This window comes from Humitalea sp. 24SJ18S-53, from assembly GCF_050632385.1.
Lineage (GTDB): Bacteria > Pseudomonadota > Alphaproteobacteria > Acetobacterales > Acetobacteraceae > Humitalea.
In genome coordinates, this window is the sequence record NZ_CP192599.1 from 797,552 (window position 1) to 813,332 (window position 15,781).

The 15,781-nt window shown below is 70.0% G+C and carries 12 protein-coding genes and 1 other RNA gene; 3 read left to right on the forward strand and 10 right to left on the reverse strand.

Features of this window, described 5'->3' with window-relative positions:
• Nucleotides 1–334: 334 nt before the first annotated feature.
• From rnpB to ACQW02_RS03780, 4 genes are all read right to left on the reverse strand, one after another.
• An RNA gene (gene rnpB, locus ACQW02_RS03765) (RNase P RNA component class A) lies at nucleotides 335–738 on the reverse strand.
• Nucleotides 739–769: 31 nt separating this feature from the next.
• Nucleotides 770–1,447: an N-acetylmuramoyl-L-alanine amidase gene (locus tag ACQW02_RS03770; protein ID WP_431283939.1), complete on the reverse strand. Its 678-nt coding sequence runs from the start codon at nucleotides 1,445–1,447 to the stop codon at nucleotides 770–772.
• Nucleotides 1,444–2,208, reverse strand: coding sequence for a TerB family tellurite resistance protein (locus ACQW02_RS03775; protein ID WP_431283940.1), 765 nt, complete (start codon nucleotides 2,206–2,208; stop codon nucleotides 1,444–1,446). The genes ACQW02_RS03770 and ACQW02_RS03775 overlap by 4 nt, the downstream gene beginning before the upstream one ends.
• A gap of 213 nt (nucleotides 2,209–2,421) precedes the next feature.
• A complete protein-coding gene (locus ACQW02_RS03780; RefSeq protein WP_431283941.1) occupies nucleotides 2,422–2,934 on the reverse strand; it encodes a winged helix DNA-binding protein in 513 nt (170 codons plus the stop codon).
• 66 nt (nucleotides 2,935–3,000) lie between these two features.
• On the opposite strand from ACQW02_RS03780, the gene ACQW02_RS03785 reads away from it, so the two are divergent.
• Both ACQW02_RS03785 and ACQW02_RS03790 read left to right on the forward strand, forming a co-directional pair.
• Complete coding sequence (locus ACQW02_RS03785) at nucleotides 3,001–6,603, forward strand: hydantoinase B/oxoprolinase family protein (RefSeq protein WP_431283942.1); 3,603 nt, start codon at nucleotides 3,001–3,003, stop codon at nucleotides 6,601–6,603.
• A gap of 62 nt (nucleotides 6,604–6,665) precedes the next feature.
• The gene (locus ACQW02_RS03790; protein WP_431283943.1) at nucleotides 6,666–9,542 is read left to right on the forward strand and encodes an AsmA family protein; all 2,877 of its coding nucleotides are present in this window, start codon (nucleotides 6,666–6,668) and stop codon (nucleotides 9,540–9,542) included.
• Between the two features lie 100 nt (nucleotides 9,543–9,642).
• Here ACQW02_RS03790 and ACQW02_RS03795 read toward each other — a convergent pair whose 3' ends face one another.
• From ACQW02_RS03795 to ACQW02_RS03820, 6 genes are read right to left on the reverse strand one after another with little or no spacing between them, the layout of a single operon-like run.
• On the reverse strand, nucleotides 9,643–9,930 hold the full coding sequence (locus ACQW02_RS03795; protein WP_431285856.1) for a ribbon-helix-helix domain-containing protein: 288 nt from the start codon (nucleotides 9,928–9,930) through the stop codon (nucleotides 9,643–9,645).
• Nucleotides 9,861–10,271: a VOC family protein gene (locus ACQW02_RS03800; RefSeq protein WP_431283944.1), complete on the reverse strand. Its 411-nt coding sequence runs from the start codon at nucleotides 10,269–10,271 to the stop codon at nucleotides 9,861–9,863. Before ACQW02_RS03800 ends, ACQW02_RS03795 begins: the two co-directional genes overlap by 70 nt.
• Nucleotides 10,271–10,666 (reverse strand): RidA family protein, encoded by a 396-nt coding sequence (locus tag ACQW02_RS03805; RefSeq protein ID WP_431283945.1) that lies wholly within the window; start codon nucleotides 10,664–10,666, stop codon nucleotides 10,271–10,273. The genes ACQW02_RS03800 and ACQW02_RS03805 overlap by 1 nt, the downstream gene beginning before the upstream one ends.
• Complete coding sequence (locus ACQW02_RS03810) at nucleotides 10,663–10,896, reverse strand: hypothetical protein (RefSeq protein ID WP_431283946.1); 234 nt, start codon at nucleotides 10,894–10,896, stop codon at nucleotides 10,663–10,665. Before ACQW02_RS03810 ends, ACQW02_RS03805 begins: the two co-directional genes overlap by 4 nt.
• The gene (locus tag ACQW02_RS03815; protein WP_431283947.1) at nucleotides 10,893–12,560 is read right to left on the reverse strand and encodes a fumarate hydratase; all 1,668 of its coding nucleotides are present in this window, start codon (nucleotides 12,558–12,560) and stop codon (nucleotides 10,893–10,895) included. Before ACQW02_RS03815 ends, ACQW02_RS03810 begins: the two co-directional genes overlap by 4 nt.
• Nucleotides 12,561–12,617: 57 nt before the next feature.
• Nucleotides 12,618–13,355 carry a GntR family transcriptional regulator gene (locus tag ACQW02_RS03820; protein ID WP_431283948.1) on the reverse strand — a complete coding sequence of 246 codons (738 nt, stop codon included), beginning with the start codon at nucleotides 13,353–13,355 and terminating at the stop codon, nucleotides 12,618–12,620.
• Between the two features lie 114 nt (nucleotides 13,356–13,469).
• On the opposite strand from ACQW02_RS03820, the gene ACQW02_RS03825 reads away from it, so the two are divergent.
• The gene (locus ACQW02_RS03825; RefSeq protein WP_431283949.1) at nucleotides 13,470–15,776 is read left to right on the forward strand and encodes a DUF3604 domain-containing protein; all 2,307 of its coding nucleotides are present in this window, start codon (nucleotides 13,470–13,472) and stop codon (nucleotides 15,774–15,776) included.
• Nucleotides 15,777–15,781 lie beyond the last annotated feature (5 nt).

Genomic DNA, 15,781 nt, shown 5'->3' on the forward strand with positions numbered 1-15,781 from the left:
CATGTCTTCGGCAACGCTTCAGGGCGCCGCCGATAGGACAGCGGTCACCTCGGCGGGGATCGCCCGCTGCTGTGATGTCGCAGGTCGCCGCCCTGGGATTGCGCGAGCGGACCATCGCGAAGGCCCGGCCCGCGGCGTGCCGCGAATCGCGGTGCGGCGGGTGTGGAGCATCCAGAGGTTGAAATCACGAAAACGTGATGCAGTGTCAATCATGCTCGAGCACAACCTGGGGATGTCCATCCCCGGCCGTAACACGTGATTTGGAAGCGTTCCCGCGCATGGCGGAACAACCGGCGCGGCGCAGAGCGATCCGCGCATCCATTCGTCGCAAAGCGGTGCCAGGCGGCCGATAAGCCGGGTTCTGTCACGCCCTTGCGGGCGCGGACGACCATTCCTCTGGAGCCCGCATCGCTGCGGGCTTCACGCGGCCAACCCGGGCGGCGGGTTGAAAGACCCCTGGCGTCCGGCGGATCGCTCCGCCTCGGCCCGGCCGCCCCTATTCGGCCTTGCTCCCGGTGGGGTTTGCCCTGCCGCCCCCGTTGCCGGGGGCGCGGTGGGCTTTTGCCCCACCGTTTCACCCATGCCTGGAGGAGCGAACTCGTCCCGGCGGTTTGTTTTCTGTGGCACTTTCCCTGGGGTTACCCCCGCCGGTCGTTGACCGGCACCGTCCTTCCATGGAGCCCGGACTTTCCTCCGACCGGGGATCGCTCCCCGGCCCGCGGTCGTCTGGCCACCTGGCACCGTGCGGGGGGATGCGCGCCCCTTGGGGTCAGGTCAAGCGCAGAAGCGCCTCGGCCCGCGCCAGGGTGCCGGCATCGGCCCGGCCATCGACCCGTTCGGGGCGCCAGTGACGCTGGAACGCCTCGATGAGCGTTCTGGCCGGCAGGCCGGGGCGGAAGCCGATATCGGCAAGGGTCTTGAGCAGCACGGCTTCATCGGCCGGCGCCGGGCCGTCGCCCGGGACGTCCGGGAACAGGCCGACGCCATTGGCGGCCAGGCCCCGCCAGTCGAACAATTCGCCCGGGTCGCGCTTGCGGTCGGGCGAGACATCGGAATGGGCCACGACATTGCGCGGCGGGATCGGGTGGCGCGCCAGGATCTCCAGGCACAGGTCGCAGACCGCCGCCATCTGCAACGCCGGAAAGGCGCGGTAGCCGCAGGAATGGCCGGGGTTCACGACCTCGATCCCGATGCTGCGGCCGTTCAGCGCGTCATGCCCGCGCCAGTGGGAGAGGCCGGCATGCCAGGCGCGGCGATCTTCCGGCACCAGGGCGAAGACGGCGCCGTCTTCCTCGACCACGTAATGGGCGGACACTTTTGCGACGGGGTCGCGCAGGCGCGCGATGGCGTCGGCGCCGGTCCGCATGTCGGTGTAGTGCAGGATCAGCGTATCGACAGGCGTGTCGCGGGCGTCGTGGTTGGGGGAGGGGGCCTGGATGGTTTTCACAGGCCTCTCGCGCGCTTGATTCTATCCCAGGCGGCGTTGATCTCGGCCACCTTGTCGGTCGCGCGCTTGGCAAAGGCTTCCGGCACGCCGCGGGCGGCCATGCTGTCGGGATGATGGTCGCGCATCAGCTTGCGCCAGGCGGCGCGGATCGCCTCGTCCGGCGCATCCTTGGCGACGCCCAGCACGGCATAGGCATCGACCGCATCGACCTCACGCGGGGCGCGGTGGGGGGTGCCGCCCAGGGCGCGGTCCCAGGCGTCCACCGGCAGGCGGAAGCGGGTATGGACGATCCCCAAAAAACCGATCTCGCCACGGTTCACCGGGCCATCGGCGCGGGCGACGGCGAAAAGCGCGTGCAGCACATCCTCCAGCAGCGCCGGATTATCGGCAAAGGCCTGGCCGAGGCGATCGGCGAAGGGTTCGAAGCCGGTCGCATTCTCCCGCGCCTGATCGAACAGGCGGCCGACCTCGCGCAGGTTTTCCTCGGGGATGCGGAATTGGGCGCGGAAGGCGGCGATCTCCTCCCGCTTCACCGCGCCATCGACCTTGGCGAGTTTCGCCGAGAGCACGACGACCGCCACGGCGAACAGGGTTTCCTTGTTGCCCAGCAGCGCCGCCAGATCGGCCGGGCGCGGCATGCCGCCGCCGCGGATCGCCCCGGAATCGGCGGCATGCCCCAGGGACGCGCCCATGATCGCACCGGCCGGACCGCCCATGAGGAAGCCCGCGGCCCCGCCGATGATCTTGCCCCAGATGCCCAAGGTGCCGTGGTTCCTGCTGTGCCAAATGTGCCGATAGCATGACGCCGGGGAATCGGCGCGTGGTCGCGCGGCGATTTGCCGGCACCGGCTTGCCGCCCTAAGTAGCGGCCCATGCATCTGCAACAAGCCCTGGAATGGATCGCGCAGCACCGGACGGGGATGATCATCCTCGTGGTGGTGATGCTGGTCACGATGTGGGTGCGGCGGAAGTAGCTACAGCGTCGCCGCCGCCCGCGCCGCCTGGTCGAAGGCCCCGGCCAGCGCCCGCAGGATCCCCGCCGCCGCCGACAACCCCTGGGCGCCTGGCCCGCCGGCGGCGATGGTTTCGGCCAGCAAGGCCTCCCGCACCTGGGCATAGCGGGCGCAGAGGGCCTGGCCTGTTTCGGTCGCCGTCACCACGGCTTCCTTCCCCGCGCGGGCGGTCGTGACCAGCCCCAGCCCGGCGAGTTTCTTCACCGCATAGGCGACCAGGTGCGCGTCCTCGATGCCCAGCACCAGCCCGATATCGGCCAGGCGTTTTGGCCGGTCGCGGTGATGCACCGTGTGCAGGACCAGCACGTCGGTGGGCGACAACCCGGGCTGCCCGGCCGCCGCCATGCAACGCACGATCCAGCGGTCGAAGGCATGCCCGGCGAGCAGCAGGCCGTATTCGGCCTCCGACAGCGCGGGGCTGCTGCCGGCCGCCAGATGCGCTGAGGAGACGACGCTGACGGGGGCACGGGTCATGGGTGAACGTTGACAAAACGTCGATAAAACGTCAAGGTTTTACCGATCAACCCAAGGACCCCGCCCATGGCCCCGACCCAGCCCGCCCCCTGGCAGTTCTGGATCGATCGCGGCGGCACCTTTACCGATATCGTGGCGCGGCACCCGGATGGGTCGCTTTCCACGGCCAAGCTCCTCAGTGAAGATCCCGGCCGTTACACCGATGCCGCCGTGGCGGGCATCCGCCGCATCCTGGGGCTGGCGCCGGGCGAAGCCATTCCGCCCGGGCTGATCCAGGCGGTGAAGATGGGCACCACCGTCGCCACCAACGCGCTTCTGGAACGCCGTGGCGAACGGGTGCTGCTGCTGACCAACCGCGGCTTTTCCGACCTGCCGCGCATCGGCAACCAGGCGCGTCCGCGGCTGTTCGACCTGGACGTGAAACTGCCGTCCCTGCTGCATGAAACCGTCGCCGAGATCGGCGGCCGCATCGGCCCCGATGGCGCCGAGATCGAACCGCTGGACGAAGCTGCCGCGACCGAGGCGCTGCAAGCCGCCCATGCCGCCGGCATCCGCGCCGTGGCGATCGTGCTGCTGCACGCCTGGGCCTTTCCCGAACACGAACGCCGCATCGGCGCCATCGCGCAGAAAATCGGATTTTCGCAGGTCACCCTGTCGCATGAGGCATCGCCCCTGCCGCGCATCGTGCCGCGTGGCGATACGGCCGTGGTGGATGCGTATCTGTCGCCGATCCTGCGGCGCTACGTGAACCAGGTCGCGGCGGAATTGCCGGGGGTGTCGCTGCTGTTCATGCAGTCGTCGGGGGCGCTGGCGGATAGCCGTGCCTTCCAGGGCAAGGATGCGATCCTGTCCGGCCCGGCCGGCGGCATCGTTGGTGCCGCGCGCACCGCCGCCATGGGCGGGTTCGAAAAAATCATCGGCTTCGACATGGGCGGCACCAGCACCGATGTCGCGCTCTATGCCGGGCAATACGAACGCGCCTTTGAAACCGTCGTCGCGGGGGTGCGGATGCGCGCGCCGATGATGGCGATCAACACGGTCGCGGCCGGTGGCGGCAGCATTCTGCACTTTGACGGCGCGCGGTTCCGCGTCGGCCCCGATAGCGCCGGCGCGGTGCCTGGCCCCGCCTGCTACCGCCGTGGCGGGCCGCTGACCGTGACCGATGCGAATGTCATGGTGGGCAAGGTCCAGCCCGCACACTTCCCCTCGATTTTTGGACCGAACGGCGACCAGCCGTTGGATGCCGATGTGGTGCGCCAGAAATTCGCGGCGCTGGCGGCGGAGATCGGCGCCGCCACCGGCACCACGCCCGATCCGCGCGACGTGGCCGAGGGCTATCTGCGCATCGCCGTCGCCAATATGGCCGCCGCCATTCGCCAGGTGTCGCTGCAGAAGGGCCATGACGCCGCGCGCCATGCGCTGGCCTGCTTCGGTGGCGCCGGTGGGCAGCACGCCTGCCTGGTCGCGGACGAACTCGGCATGGAATCGGTGTTCCTGCATCCCTTCGCCGGGGTGCTCTCGGCCTATGGCATGGGCCTGGCCGACCAGGGCGTGATCCGCGAGGCCCCGGTGGAACGCCCCTTGGCCGAGGCGCTGTCCTTGCTGCCCGACATCCACGCCCGGCTTGAAGCCGAGGGCCGCGCCGCCCTGGCCGCCCAGGGCGCCGATCCCGCGCTGCTGGTGGCGCATCATCGCCTGCACCTGCGCTACGCCGGCACCGATGCGGTGCTGGTGCTGCCGGCCGAGGCCACCGAGGACGATTTTACGGCCCTGCACCGCGCCCGCTTCGGCTTCGCCAGCCCCGGCCGTGCCGTGGTAGTGGAATCCGCCGTGGTCGAAACGGTGTTCCCTGGCGATGCCGTGGCCGAACCGGCCCTGGCCGCGCGCGCCCCGGGGGGCAGGCCCGCGACCGTGGACAGCATCCCGCTCTACACCGGCGGCGCGGCCCAAACTGCACCCGTCTTCGATCGCACCGAACTGCTGGCCGGCGACCGCATCGACGGCCCTGCCCTGGTGCGCGAGGCCAATGCGACCACCGTCATCGAACCCGGCTGGCAGGCCGAGGTGACGGCGGCGAACCACATGATCCTGCGGAAAGTCGGTGCCAGTGCCGCCCTGCGCGTGGCCGATCCCTCGCGCCCCGACCCGGTGCTGCTGGAACTCTTCAATAACCTGTTCATGGCCATCGCCGAGGAAACCGGCGCCGTCCTGCAAAACACCAGCCAGAGCGTGAACATCAAGGAACGCCTGGATTTCTCCTGCGCGATCTTTTCCGCCGATGGCGCGCTGATCGCCAATGCGCCGCATGTGCCCGTCCATCTGGGTGCCATGGGGCAAAGCGTCCGCACCGTCATCGCCAGCCGGGGCAAGACGCTGCGTCCGGGCGATGCGGTGGCCCTGAACAACCCGTTCAACGGCGGCACGCATCTGCCGGACATCACCGTCATCACCCCTGTCTTCGATGCGGCGGGCGAAAGCATCCTGTTCTTCACGGGATCGCGCGGCCACCACGCCGATATCGGCGGGCTGACGCCGGGATCGACTCCGCCGCAATCGACGACGCTTGAGGAAGAAGGCGTCGTCATCGACGACTTCCTTCTGGTCGAGCAAGGAAACTTCCGCGAGGCCGAGTTCCGCGCCATCCTGGCCGGCGCCCGGTACCCCGCGCGTAGCCCGGACGTGAACGTGGCTGACATCAAGGCCCAGGTCGCGGCGAATGAGACCGGCGCCCAGGGGCTGCGCCGCGCCGTCGCCGATTGGGGGCTTCCGGTCGTCCAGGCCTACATGGGCCATGTCATGGACAATGCCGAGGAAAGCGTCCGCCGCGTGCTGGATCGCCTGCAGGACGGCAGTTTCGCCACGACCTTGGATGACGGCACGCCGTTGCGTGTGGCGGTGCGGGTCAATCACGCGACCCGCTCGGCCGAGGTCGATTTCACCGGCACCGGTCCGCAGCGCCCCGGCAACTTCAACGCGCCGGAGGCGGTGTGCCGCGCCGTCGTGCTCTATTGCTTCCGCACCCTGGTCGGCGGCGACCTGCCGCTGAACGATGGTTGCCTGAAGCCGCTGACCCTGACCGTGCCGCCAGGATCCTTCCTGTCGCCCAACCCCGGCGCAGCGGTCGTCGCGGGGAATACGGAGATCAGCCAGGTCACCTGCAACGCGCTGCTCGCCGCCCTCGATGCCTGCGCCAGCGCGCAGGCGACGATGAACAACCTGCTGTTCGGTGATTCCGAGGTCCAGTATTACGAAACCGTCTGCGGCGGCACCGGCGCGGGGCCGGGGTTCGACGGCACGGGCCCCGTGCAGACCCACATGACCAATACCCGCATGACCGATCCGGAAATCCTGGAAATGCGCTACCCGGTGCGGCTGGAGGAATTCTCCATCCGGCGGGGTTCGGGCGGCACCGGAAAATGGCATGGCGGCGATGGCTGCCGGCGGCGGATCCGGTTCCTCAAGCCCATGCAGGCGATCGTCGTGGCCAGCCGGCGAGAGGTCGCGCCGCATGGCTTGCACGGTGGCGCCGATGGCGCGGCCGGGCGGCAATGGGTCGAACGGCTGGACGGCAGCCTGCAACCGCTAGGCGGCCGCGACCAGGCGATGCTCGCGGCCGGCGAGGTGTTGGGGCTCGAAACCCCCGGTGGTGGCGGCTGGGGCGAGGGCTGAGCCCCATTTTCCAACAAGATCAGAGGTTGCGCTGAAACCCGCGTGGTGCTTCGGGGGAGGGGATGCAGCGCAGCCTCTACTTCCTCACCGCGATCGGGCTTTGCCTGTTGGCGGCGCTGTGGGTGATCCCGCGGATGCTGGACTGGGAACGCTGGCGTCCTGACATCGCCTACCTGGCCGCCGAACGGCTGGGCCGCCCCGTCACCATCACCGGTCCCATCCGCCTGGTCCTGCTGCCGCAACCGCAGATCGAGGCCGAGGGCATCGCCATCGGCAGCGATGGCGACGGCGATGATGTCTCCCTGACCGCCCGCACCTTGCGGCTGCGCGTGGCGTTCCTGGCACTGCTGGCGAACCGGATCGAGCCGCGGGAGATCGTGCTGGCCGGCGTGGACCTGCACATCGCCTGGCCCCCCGCCAATGTCCCGACGCTGCGCGCGCCCGCCTGGCTGACGGTGCTGGAAGCCAGGATCGAGGACGGCCGCCTGCGCATCGGCGACCTGACCTTGGATGGATTTGCCGGCCGCCTGACCACCGGCGGCGTGGCCGAGGCGCTGCGTTTCGAAGGCGGGCTGGTCTGGCGCGGCCTGCCGGTGCGCTTTGGCGCGACCTTGGGGCGCGCGGGCTGGGATGCCATCGCGCCGCTGGACATCACCCTGGCCGCGGCCGGCGCGTCGCTGTCCGGCCGCGGGGTCTTGGCGCCGGAGGGCGGGTTCGAGGGCCGGATCGAGGCGACCGGCCCCGACCTGTCAGCGCTGCTGCCGGCCCCGCCCGGCGCATTTCGCGCGACGGCACGGCTGACCGCCGGGGGCGACCTGCTGGCGCTGGAGGATCTGACGCTCGATTTCCAGGGCGCACCGTCGCGCGGCGCGGTGGCGCTGCGGCTGACGCCGGAACCGCGCCTGGATATCGCGCTGGCGGCGGCGCGGCTCGACCTCGACGCCTGGGGCGCCGCGCTGCGCGCCGCGGCCGCGACCCAGGCCGATGCCTTGCCTCTGTCGGTCGATCTGTCGGCCGAAGCCGCGACCTATCGCGGCATCGCCCTGCGCCGGCTGCGCGGGGCGGCGATCCTGGATGGCGACCGGCTGACCCTGACCGATGTCTCGGCCGTGCTGCCGGGGGAGGCGGAGGTGGAATTGGCCGGCGCCAATGCCGGGGCGCGGCTGGAACTGGCCGTGCGCTTCGCGGCCCCCGACCTGCGCGACACGCTGGCCGCCCTTGGTGTCCCGGTGGGTGCCACCGACCCCGCCCGGCTGCGCCGCGCCGAGGGGCGGTTCCGGCTTGTCTGGGAGGAGGCCCAGGCCGAGGTGCCGGAACTGGTCGCGATCCTGGACGGCACGCAATTGTCGGGCGCGGGTGTCTTCCGCTTCGGCGCGCGGCCGGCGGTCGGGCTGGGCCTGACCCTGGATCGCCTGGCGCTGGATGGCTTGCTGCCCAGTGACTGGGACCAGGCGGCCTGGCGCGACGCGCTGGCGGGGTTCGACGCCAATCTGCGGCTGGATGCGGCGTCGCTCGACTGGGGCCAGGCGCGGGTGGAGCGGCTGGCGCTGGATGCCGCGCTGGACCAGGGGCGGGTGACCCTGCGCCGGGCGACCGCGCGGGTGGCTGGGGCGGATGCCATCCTGTCGGGGGGGCTGGCGCTGGGGCAGGGGTCGCCGCGCTTCCAGGATGTCTCGCTGGAGGCCTCCGCCGCCCGGGCCGATGGCTTGCTGGGGCTGCTGCCGGTGCCCTGGTCGGGTGAAAGCCCACTGGCGGCCTTGCCGATGACCCTGCGCCTGACCGGCAGCGGGCCGGCCGAGGCGGTGGCGCTGCGGCTGGCGGCCGAATTGGGCGAGTTGCGGCTGGAAACCCAGGCGGTGGTGGACCTGCCCGCCACGCGCGGCACCGGCAATGTCACGCTGCGCCACCCCGGCGCGCCGCGGCTGTTGACCGAGGCCTTTGGCCCGGGCCCGGAAGGGCTGCCGGACCTGTGGGAAGGCTGGCTTGGGGCCGGGTCGCTGTCGCTGGTGGCGCAGGTGACGGCCGGGCCGCAGGGCGTGGCGTCGGAGCGGCTGGATCTTGTGGCCGGGGACCTGCGCGTGTCCGGCCAGGCGGCGCTGGCGCTGGATGGGCCGCGGCCGAAGTTGACTGGGCGGCTGGTCGCCGAACGCCTGCCGCTGCCGCCGATCGCCCCGCGCGCGACCGCGCCGCTGCCGCTGGCCTGGATGCGCGATTGGGACGCCGAACTCGCCCTGCGCGCCACCCGGGTCGAAATCCCCGGCCTGCCGTTGCTGGAACAGGCGGTGATGTCATTGCGCCTGGCCGAAGGCGTCGCCGGGATCGAGATCGCGCAAGGCCGCGTCTCCGGCGGCAGCGTGTCGGGCCAGGCGCGGATGGAGGCGGGCGACGTGCCAAGCCTGGCGCTGGAATTGCGCCTGGCCGGGGCGGCCATCGCCGGCCCGCTGTTCGACCTGCCGCTGGATGTGACGGCGGGCCAGTTGGTCGCGGAAGCCACCCTGACGGCCGAGGGCAGCGCGCCCGCCGCCTTGCTCGCCACCCTGTCGGGAACGGTGCAGATGGCGGTCTCGGCCGGCGTGCTGGACGGGCTGGACGTGCCGGCCGTCGCCGCCGCCGCCGCCCTGGCCGATGAGGAGGAAGCAGCGATGGGGCTGCGGCGCGGGTTGCTGACCGGGGCGACGACGATCGAACGGCTGGACGCGGCGATGAAGATCGAGGCCGGGCGCGGCAGCCTGACCGCCGCCAGGCTGGTGGCCGAGGGCGGCGCGACCGCCACCGCCACGGGCAGCATCGACCTGTCGCGTGGATCGATCGACCTTCAGGTCGCGGTCCCGCCAGGGGAGGGGCCGGAGGTCGGCCTGCGCCTGTCCGGCGCCCTGGCGGCCCCCACGCGCGTGCCGGAAATCGCCGCCTGGACCCGTTGGCGGGCGGAACGGGACTAGACCGCGATGCGTTCGCATTCGCTCACGCATCGCGGTCTAGCTTGTTGTTTTGTCGTGTGATTCAGCCCTGCGGCGCATTCGCGCCTACGGCCATCACGCTCTAAGGACGGCCTTCGCGCAGCGCCATCACCCGCAGCGCCGATGTCAGCGGCACGCCGGTTTCCGCCCGCGCCGCATCGACCCCGGCGACCAGCGCCTGCAGGCTCATGTCCCGCGCCGCCGCGATCCGTTGCAAGGCGCCCCAGAAATCCGGCTCAAGGGCGACCGAGGTGCGATGCCCCGACAGGCTCAGGCTGCGTTTTTCCAGATGCTTGCCGGTCAGCGCGCGGCGTCCTCGCCATAGGTCGAGACTTCGATCAGATTGCCGTCCGGGTCGCGGCAGTAGCAGGAGGTGATGGTGCCGAGCGCGCCCGCCTTCGGCACCGGCCCCAGGATCATCTCGACCCCGACGGCGCGGAAATGCGACACGATCTGGTCGGCGCCGATGGTGACGATGAAGCACAGATCCTGGCTGCCGGGGATCGGGGCGGTGCCGGTGAACCAGGCCTCGGGGCTGGCGGTCACGGGACGCAGGTTGATCTTCTGGCCGCCAAAACGCAGCGACAGCCGGTCGTGCGGGCCAAACACCTCACGCTCCATGCCCAGCACGCGTTCGTACCAATTGGCCGACATTTCGACGTCGCGGCAGGTGATGACGAGGTGGTCCAGGCGATCGACGGAAAAGCGCATCAGGCGGTGTCCTTTTGGGGAAGCCGGGCGGTGACCTCGATCTCGATGCGCATGGCGTCGGACATCAGGCCGGCGTGGATGAGGGTGGAGGCGGGGCGCGCGGTGCCGAGGCGGGCGCGGATCACCGGCCAGCACGGCTGCCAGTCGGCGCGGTCGGGCACGATGAACAGCACGCGCACCACGTCATCCAGCGTGCAGCCGGCTTCGTGCAGGGCGGCGGCGATATTGTCGAAGCATTGTTCGGCCTGGGCCACGACGCCATCGGCGATGCTCATGGTCGCATAGTCGTAGCCAGTGGTGCCGGAGACCCAGACATAGTCGCCATCCACCACGGCGCGGGAATAGCCGATCTCATCCTCGAACCGGGAGCCGGAGGAGATGCGGCGGCGGGTCACGTCCGCAAGCCCGCCAGGACCAGCAGCCCGGACTTGGACATGTTGGACGGCGCGTGGAACCAGGTGATGCCGGTGATCATCAAATCCAGTTCGATCTGCCCGGCATCCCGCTTCAGCCGCACCCGCAGGCGGTGGCCGATGGCGGGGATGCCATCCAGTTCGACCAGTTCGGTGACCAGCGTCCCCGCCTCACCCGGCGCCAGGGCGACGTCGAAGCGGAAGCCGGTCACCCCAGCCCCTCGTAGAAATCATTGCCCTTGTCATCGACGACGATGAAGGCGGGGAAGTCCTCGACCTCGATCCGCCACACCGCTTCCATGCCGAGTTCGGGGTATTCCAGCACCTCGACCTTGCGGATGCAGTCCTGGGCGAGTCGGGCCGCCGGACCGCCGACCGAGCCGAGGTAAAAGCCGCCAAATTTCTTGCAGGCGTTCAGTACGGCGCGCGACCGGTTGCCCTTGGCCAGCATGATCAGCGACCCGCCGGCGGCCTGGAAGGCATCGACATAGGAGTCCATGCGCCCCGCCGTGGTCGGCCCGAAACTGCCGGTGGCGAAGCCGTCCGGCGTCTTGGCCGGGCCGGCGTAATAGACCGGGTGGTCCTTGATGTATTGCGGCAGCCCCAGCCCCGCATCCAGCCGTTCCTGCAACTTGGCATGGGCGATGTCGCGCGCGACGACGATGGTGCCGGTCAGCGATACGCGGGTTTTCACGGGATGCTTGGACAGTTCGGCGCGGATCTCGTCCATCGGCCGGTTCAGGTCGATGTTGACCACATCGCCGCCCAGGATTTCTTCCGTGTGTTCGGGCAGGTAGTGCGCCGGGTCCTGTTCCAACTGTTCCAGGAACACGCCGTCCTTGGTGATCTTCGCCTTGATCTGCCGGTCGGCCGAACAGGACACGCCAATCCCGATCGGCAGCGACGCGCCGTGCCGCGGCAGGCGGATCACCCGCACGTCGTGGCAGAAATACTTGCCGCCGAACTGCGCCCCGATGCCCAGATTCTGGGTCAGCGCATGCACGTCCTTTTCCAGCGCCAGGTCGCGGAAGGCATGGCCGGCCAGCGAACCCTGCGTCGGCAGCGCATCGAGATACTTGGTGCTGCCGAGCTTTACCGTCTTCAACGTCGATTCGGCCGAGGTGCCGCCGATCACGATGGACAGATGGTAGGGCGGGCAGGCGCTGGTCCCCAGCGTCTTGATCTTCTGCTCCAGGAAAGCGAGCAGCTTCGGCCGGTTCAGCACCGCCCGGGTTTCCTGGTAGAGGAAGGTCTTGTTGGCGGACCCGCCGCCCTTCAGCACGAACATCAGGTGGAATTCATCGGCGTGGTGGTCGCTGGGGGCGGCCCCGATGCTGAACTCGACCGGCAGGTTGTTGCCGGTGTTCTGCTCCTCGAACATCGTGATCGGCGCCATCTGGCTGTAGCGCAGGTTGGTCTCGGTATAGGTGCGATGGACGCCGTAGGAGAGCGCTTCCTCCTCATCGCCCTCGACCCAGACGCGCTGGCCCTTCTTGCCGGTGACGATGGCGGTGCCGGTGTCCTGACACATCGGCAGCACGCCGCCGGCCGCGATATTCGCGTTCTTCAGCAGGTCGAGCGCCACGAAGCGGTCGTTCGCCGAAGCCTCGGGATCGTCCAGGATCTTGCGCAACTGCGCGAGGTGCGCCGGCCGCAGCAGGTGGGAGACATCCTTGCAGGCGGCGAAGGCCAGTTCTTCCAGCGCCCTGGGGGCGATCTTCAGCACCGTGCGGCCATCGACAGTGATGGTCGAAACACCGTCGATCGGCAGGCGGCGATAGGGGGTGCTGTCCTCGCCAAGTGGGAACATCGGGCTGTAGCGGAAGGTGTCGGGACGGCCGGCGAGCGGGGCGGCGTGGTCCAGGGGCGGGGTCATGGCGGCGGCTTCCCTAGGCGGATGGCGTCCTGCACTTAGCGCGGGGATGCGCCGTGGTCACGCCCGGCTCAACGTCGCCTCGAATACAACGGCATCGGCGCGGAACACCCCGTCCGACCAATAGGCCACCACCCCATCCCGGTCGCGTAGGGCGCGGCGCAGGCAGCCGACCGGGGCGCCGGGGGCGACGCCCAGGTGGCGCGCCGCATCGGCGTCGGCGGAGCCCAGGCGAAAGGACTGCCGCATCTCCGGCAATTCGGCGCCGCCGAGTTCTTCCAGCAGGGGCAGCGCCATCTCCGCCTCGAACCGCGTCGGGGCGCGGTCGAACCAGCGGCGGTCGATGCACATGTCCACCAGCGCATAGGGTTGGCCCGACAGGCGGTGGTGCACCCGGCGCATGTGGCGGTAGCGCGCGGCGGCCAGGCCCTCGGTCGGCAACAGGGGCGGCGGGGCGTCATCCGCCATCAGCATATGCGGCAGGTTCCCCGCGATCGCGCCGGCCAGGGCTGGCCAGCCCAGGTCCAGCGCCAGCGGCGGGGCCGGGGTGGTGACCCGCGGCGAGACGTAGCTGCCGCTGCCCTGCCGTGACGCGACCAGGCCTTCCTGTACCAGCACGCGCAGGGCCTGGCGGATGGTGGCGGGGGCGACGGTAAAGGCCTCGGCCAGGGCGGCGATGGTCGGCAGGCGTCCGCCCGGCGGATGGTGCCCGGCGGCGATGCGGGCGCGCAGCACCGCCGCGACACGGCGATAGAGCAAGCCGGGGTCGGATGCCGCCAAGGCACCATTGCCACCCATGTCAGCGCTGCCTTGCACCCGATGCTCCCGAAACAGGCAGTGACCGTAGCACGGTCACGCTTTGGGCGAGAAAATGGTTTGCCGCATGACCAGCAAACTTCTTAGCCTTCGCCCATGACAACGACACCTCCGCTGCACCTGTCCATCCCCAATGCCCATCCGGGCCATACCGCCCACTTCACCGACTACCGCGCCGCCGAGATCGGCAGTGTGGCGCTGCTCGACGAAGGTGACGTGGTGGCGGGGTCCTATGCGTCCTTCACCCTGGTCTTCACGGCTGGGCGATTCGGCATGGACGATACCGGATCGATCCGGATCTGCACGCGCCAGGTCAGCGATGTGGCGCGGCCGCAGTTCACCAACCCCAAGGCGGCGAATTACGTCTCGGCCGAGGCGTCCAATGGCGCGCTGCTGTCGCTGGCCTTCGACCCGAAGCTGGCCATGCGGCCCTGGTCGCGGACCATCACGGTCACCGTCGTGCGTGGATTCTTGTCGCCCGGGGATACGCTGACGGTTCGCCTCGGCGACCGGCGCGGCGGATCGCCGGGCCTGCGGATGCAGACATACTGCGAGGACCCCTTCCGCTTCCTGGTGCTGGCTGACGTCTTCGCCGCCTGCAACTGGGCGCTGCTGCCCGGGCAGCCAGCGGTGAAGGTCGTGCCGGGGCCGCCGGTCACGCACCGGGCGATCCTGCCGACCCTGCGGCGCACGGGCGATGTGTTCTCGCTGCTGCTGCGGGCGGATGATGCCTGGGGCAATCCGTCGGCGGGCCTGTCCGGTATGGTCCGGCTGCGGTCCAGCGCGCCGGTCGCTGGCCTGCCGGACTCCTTCGACTGGCCGGCGGGCGCCCGCGCCCATCGGATCGAGGGGCTGACCACCGCCGCGACCGAGGCGCTGCGAATCGACTGGCTCGATGCAGCGGGGCAGGTGCTCGTCACCTCCAACCCGCTGCGCGTGGCGCCGACGGAGCTGCTGCCCTTCTGGGCCGATCTGCACGGGCAATCCGGCGAATCCGTCGGCAGCGGCAATATCGTGCAACTGGCGAGTTATGCCCGCGACCTCGCCGGCGTCGACGCGATCTGCCATCAGGCCAATGACTTCCAGGTGACGGCGGCGGCCTGGGCGCATTTCAACGAGGTCTTTGCCGATTTCGACGAACCGGGCCGCTTCGTCTTCCTGCCGGGCTACGAATGGTCGGGGAACACCGCCCTCGGCGGTGACCGCAACGTGATTTTTCCGGATGAAGGCCGCACGATCCGCCGGTCCTGCCACGCGCTGGTGGAAGACTTGTCCGATGCCGCGACCGACGCGCTCGATGCGCGCGAATTGCACAGCGCGCTGCGGGCGGAAGGGCTGCCTGTCCTCTGCGTGCCGCATGTCGGCGGGCGCTACGCGAACCTGTTCTTCGCCCATGACCGGGCGCTGGAACGCGCGGTCGAGGTGCATAGCGACTGGGGCACCTTCGACTGGTTGCTTGAGGATGCTTTTGCAGTCGGCGCACGGGTCGGCATCGTGGCCAATTCCGATGGGCACAAGGGGCGCCAGGGGGCGTCGCATCCCGGTGGGTCGCAGTTCGGCTCCTACGGTGGGCTGACCTGTCTGCTGGCGCAAAAGCTCGATCGCGCGGGGATTTTCGATGCGCTGATGCGGCGGCACCATTTTGCCACGACCAATGGCACGCGCGTGTTCGTCGATACGCGGGTGGCGCTGGCGACCGAGGCCGCGGCGCATATCGACGATCCCGCCCTGGGCGGTGCGGCAACGGGCCGCACGCGTAACGCGATGATGGGCGATATCCTCGCCGATGTGGTCGATGCGGAGGCGGTGTTCAGCCTCGACATCCAATCGGCTTCGCCCATTGAACGCGTCATCCTGATGAACCGCACCGAGGCTCTGGAAGTCTGGCGCCCGGCCTGCCCCCCTGGCGCGCGCCGCATCCGGGTGATGTGGGAGGGCAGCGAGTACCGCGGCCGTGGGCGCGAGACGTTCTGGGACGGCTCGGTCTCCCTGACCGGCAATGGCTGGTCGGGCGTGCGGGCGATCAACCGCTGGAACATCGACCACCAATTCGCAGCGACTCCGGACCGGCTGGATTTCCACGGCGTCACCACCGGCGGCGCCCAGGGGTTCGAGGCGATCCTGGACGATGCCGCGACCGGCACGCTGGAGATCGCCACCAACCTCGTCACCGCCAGCATCCCCGTGGCCGATATCGGCGCCGAGGATGTGGTGTTCGAGGCAGGGGGCCTCGGCCGGCGCCTGCGGGTGTTCCGGCTACCGGATGTGAACCCGAACACCGCGCTGCGCCTGACGCGGACCGTCGCGCTGCGGCCCGATGCCGATAACGCGCTGTTCCTGCGCGCGGTGTTCGAGGACGGCTGCGTGGCCTGGTCCAGCCCGATCTACCTGATCCCCCGCTGAGGAGA

Excerpts from the sequence above, each read along its gene's own strand:
- ACQW02_RS03780 (WP_431283941.1), bottom strand. The coding sequence starts at position 2,934 with ATGACCCGTGCCCCCGTCAGCGTCGTCTCCTCAGCGCATCTGGCGGCC.
- ACQW02_RS03785 (WP_431283942.1), top strand. The coding sequence starts at position 3,001 with ATGGCCCCGACCCAGCCCGCCCCCTGGCAGTTCTGGATCGATCGCGGC.
- ACQW02_RS03790 (WP_431283943.1), top strand. The coding sequence starts at position 6,666 with ATGCAGCGCAGCCTCTACTTCCTCACCGCGATCGGGCTTTGCCTGTTG.
- ACQW02_RS03800 (WP_431283944.1), bottom strand. The coding sequence starts at position 10,271 with ATGCGCTTTTCCGTCGATCGCCTGGACCACCTCGTCATCACCTGCCGC.
- ACQW02_RS03815 (WP_431283947.1), bottom strand. The coding sequence starts at position 12,560 with ATGACCCCGCCCCTGGACCACGCCGCCCCGCTCGCCGGCCGTCCCGAC.
- ACQW02_RS03820 (WP_431283948.1), bottom strand. The coding sequence starts at position 13,355 with ATGGGTGGCAATGGTGCCTTGGCGGCATCCGACCCCGGCTTGCTCTAT.
- ACQW02_RS03825 (WP_431283949.1), top strand. The coding sequence starts at position 13,470 with ATGACAACGACACCTCCGCTGCACCTGTCCATCCCCAATGCCCATCCG.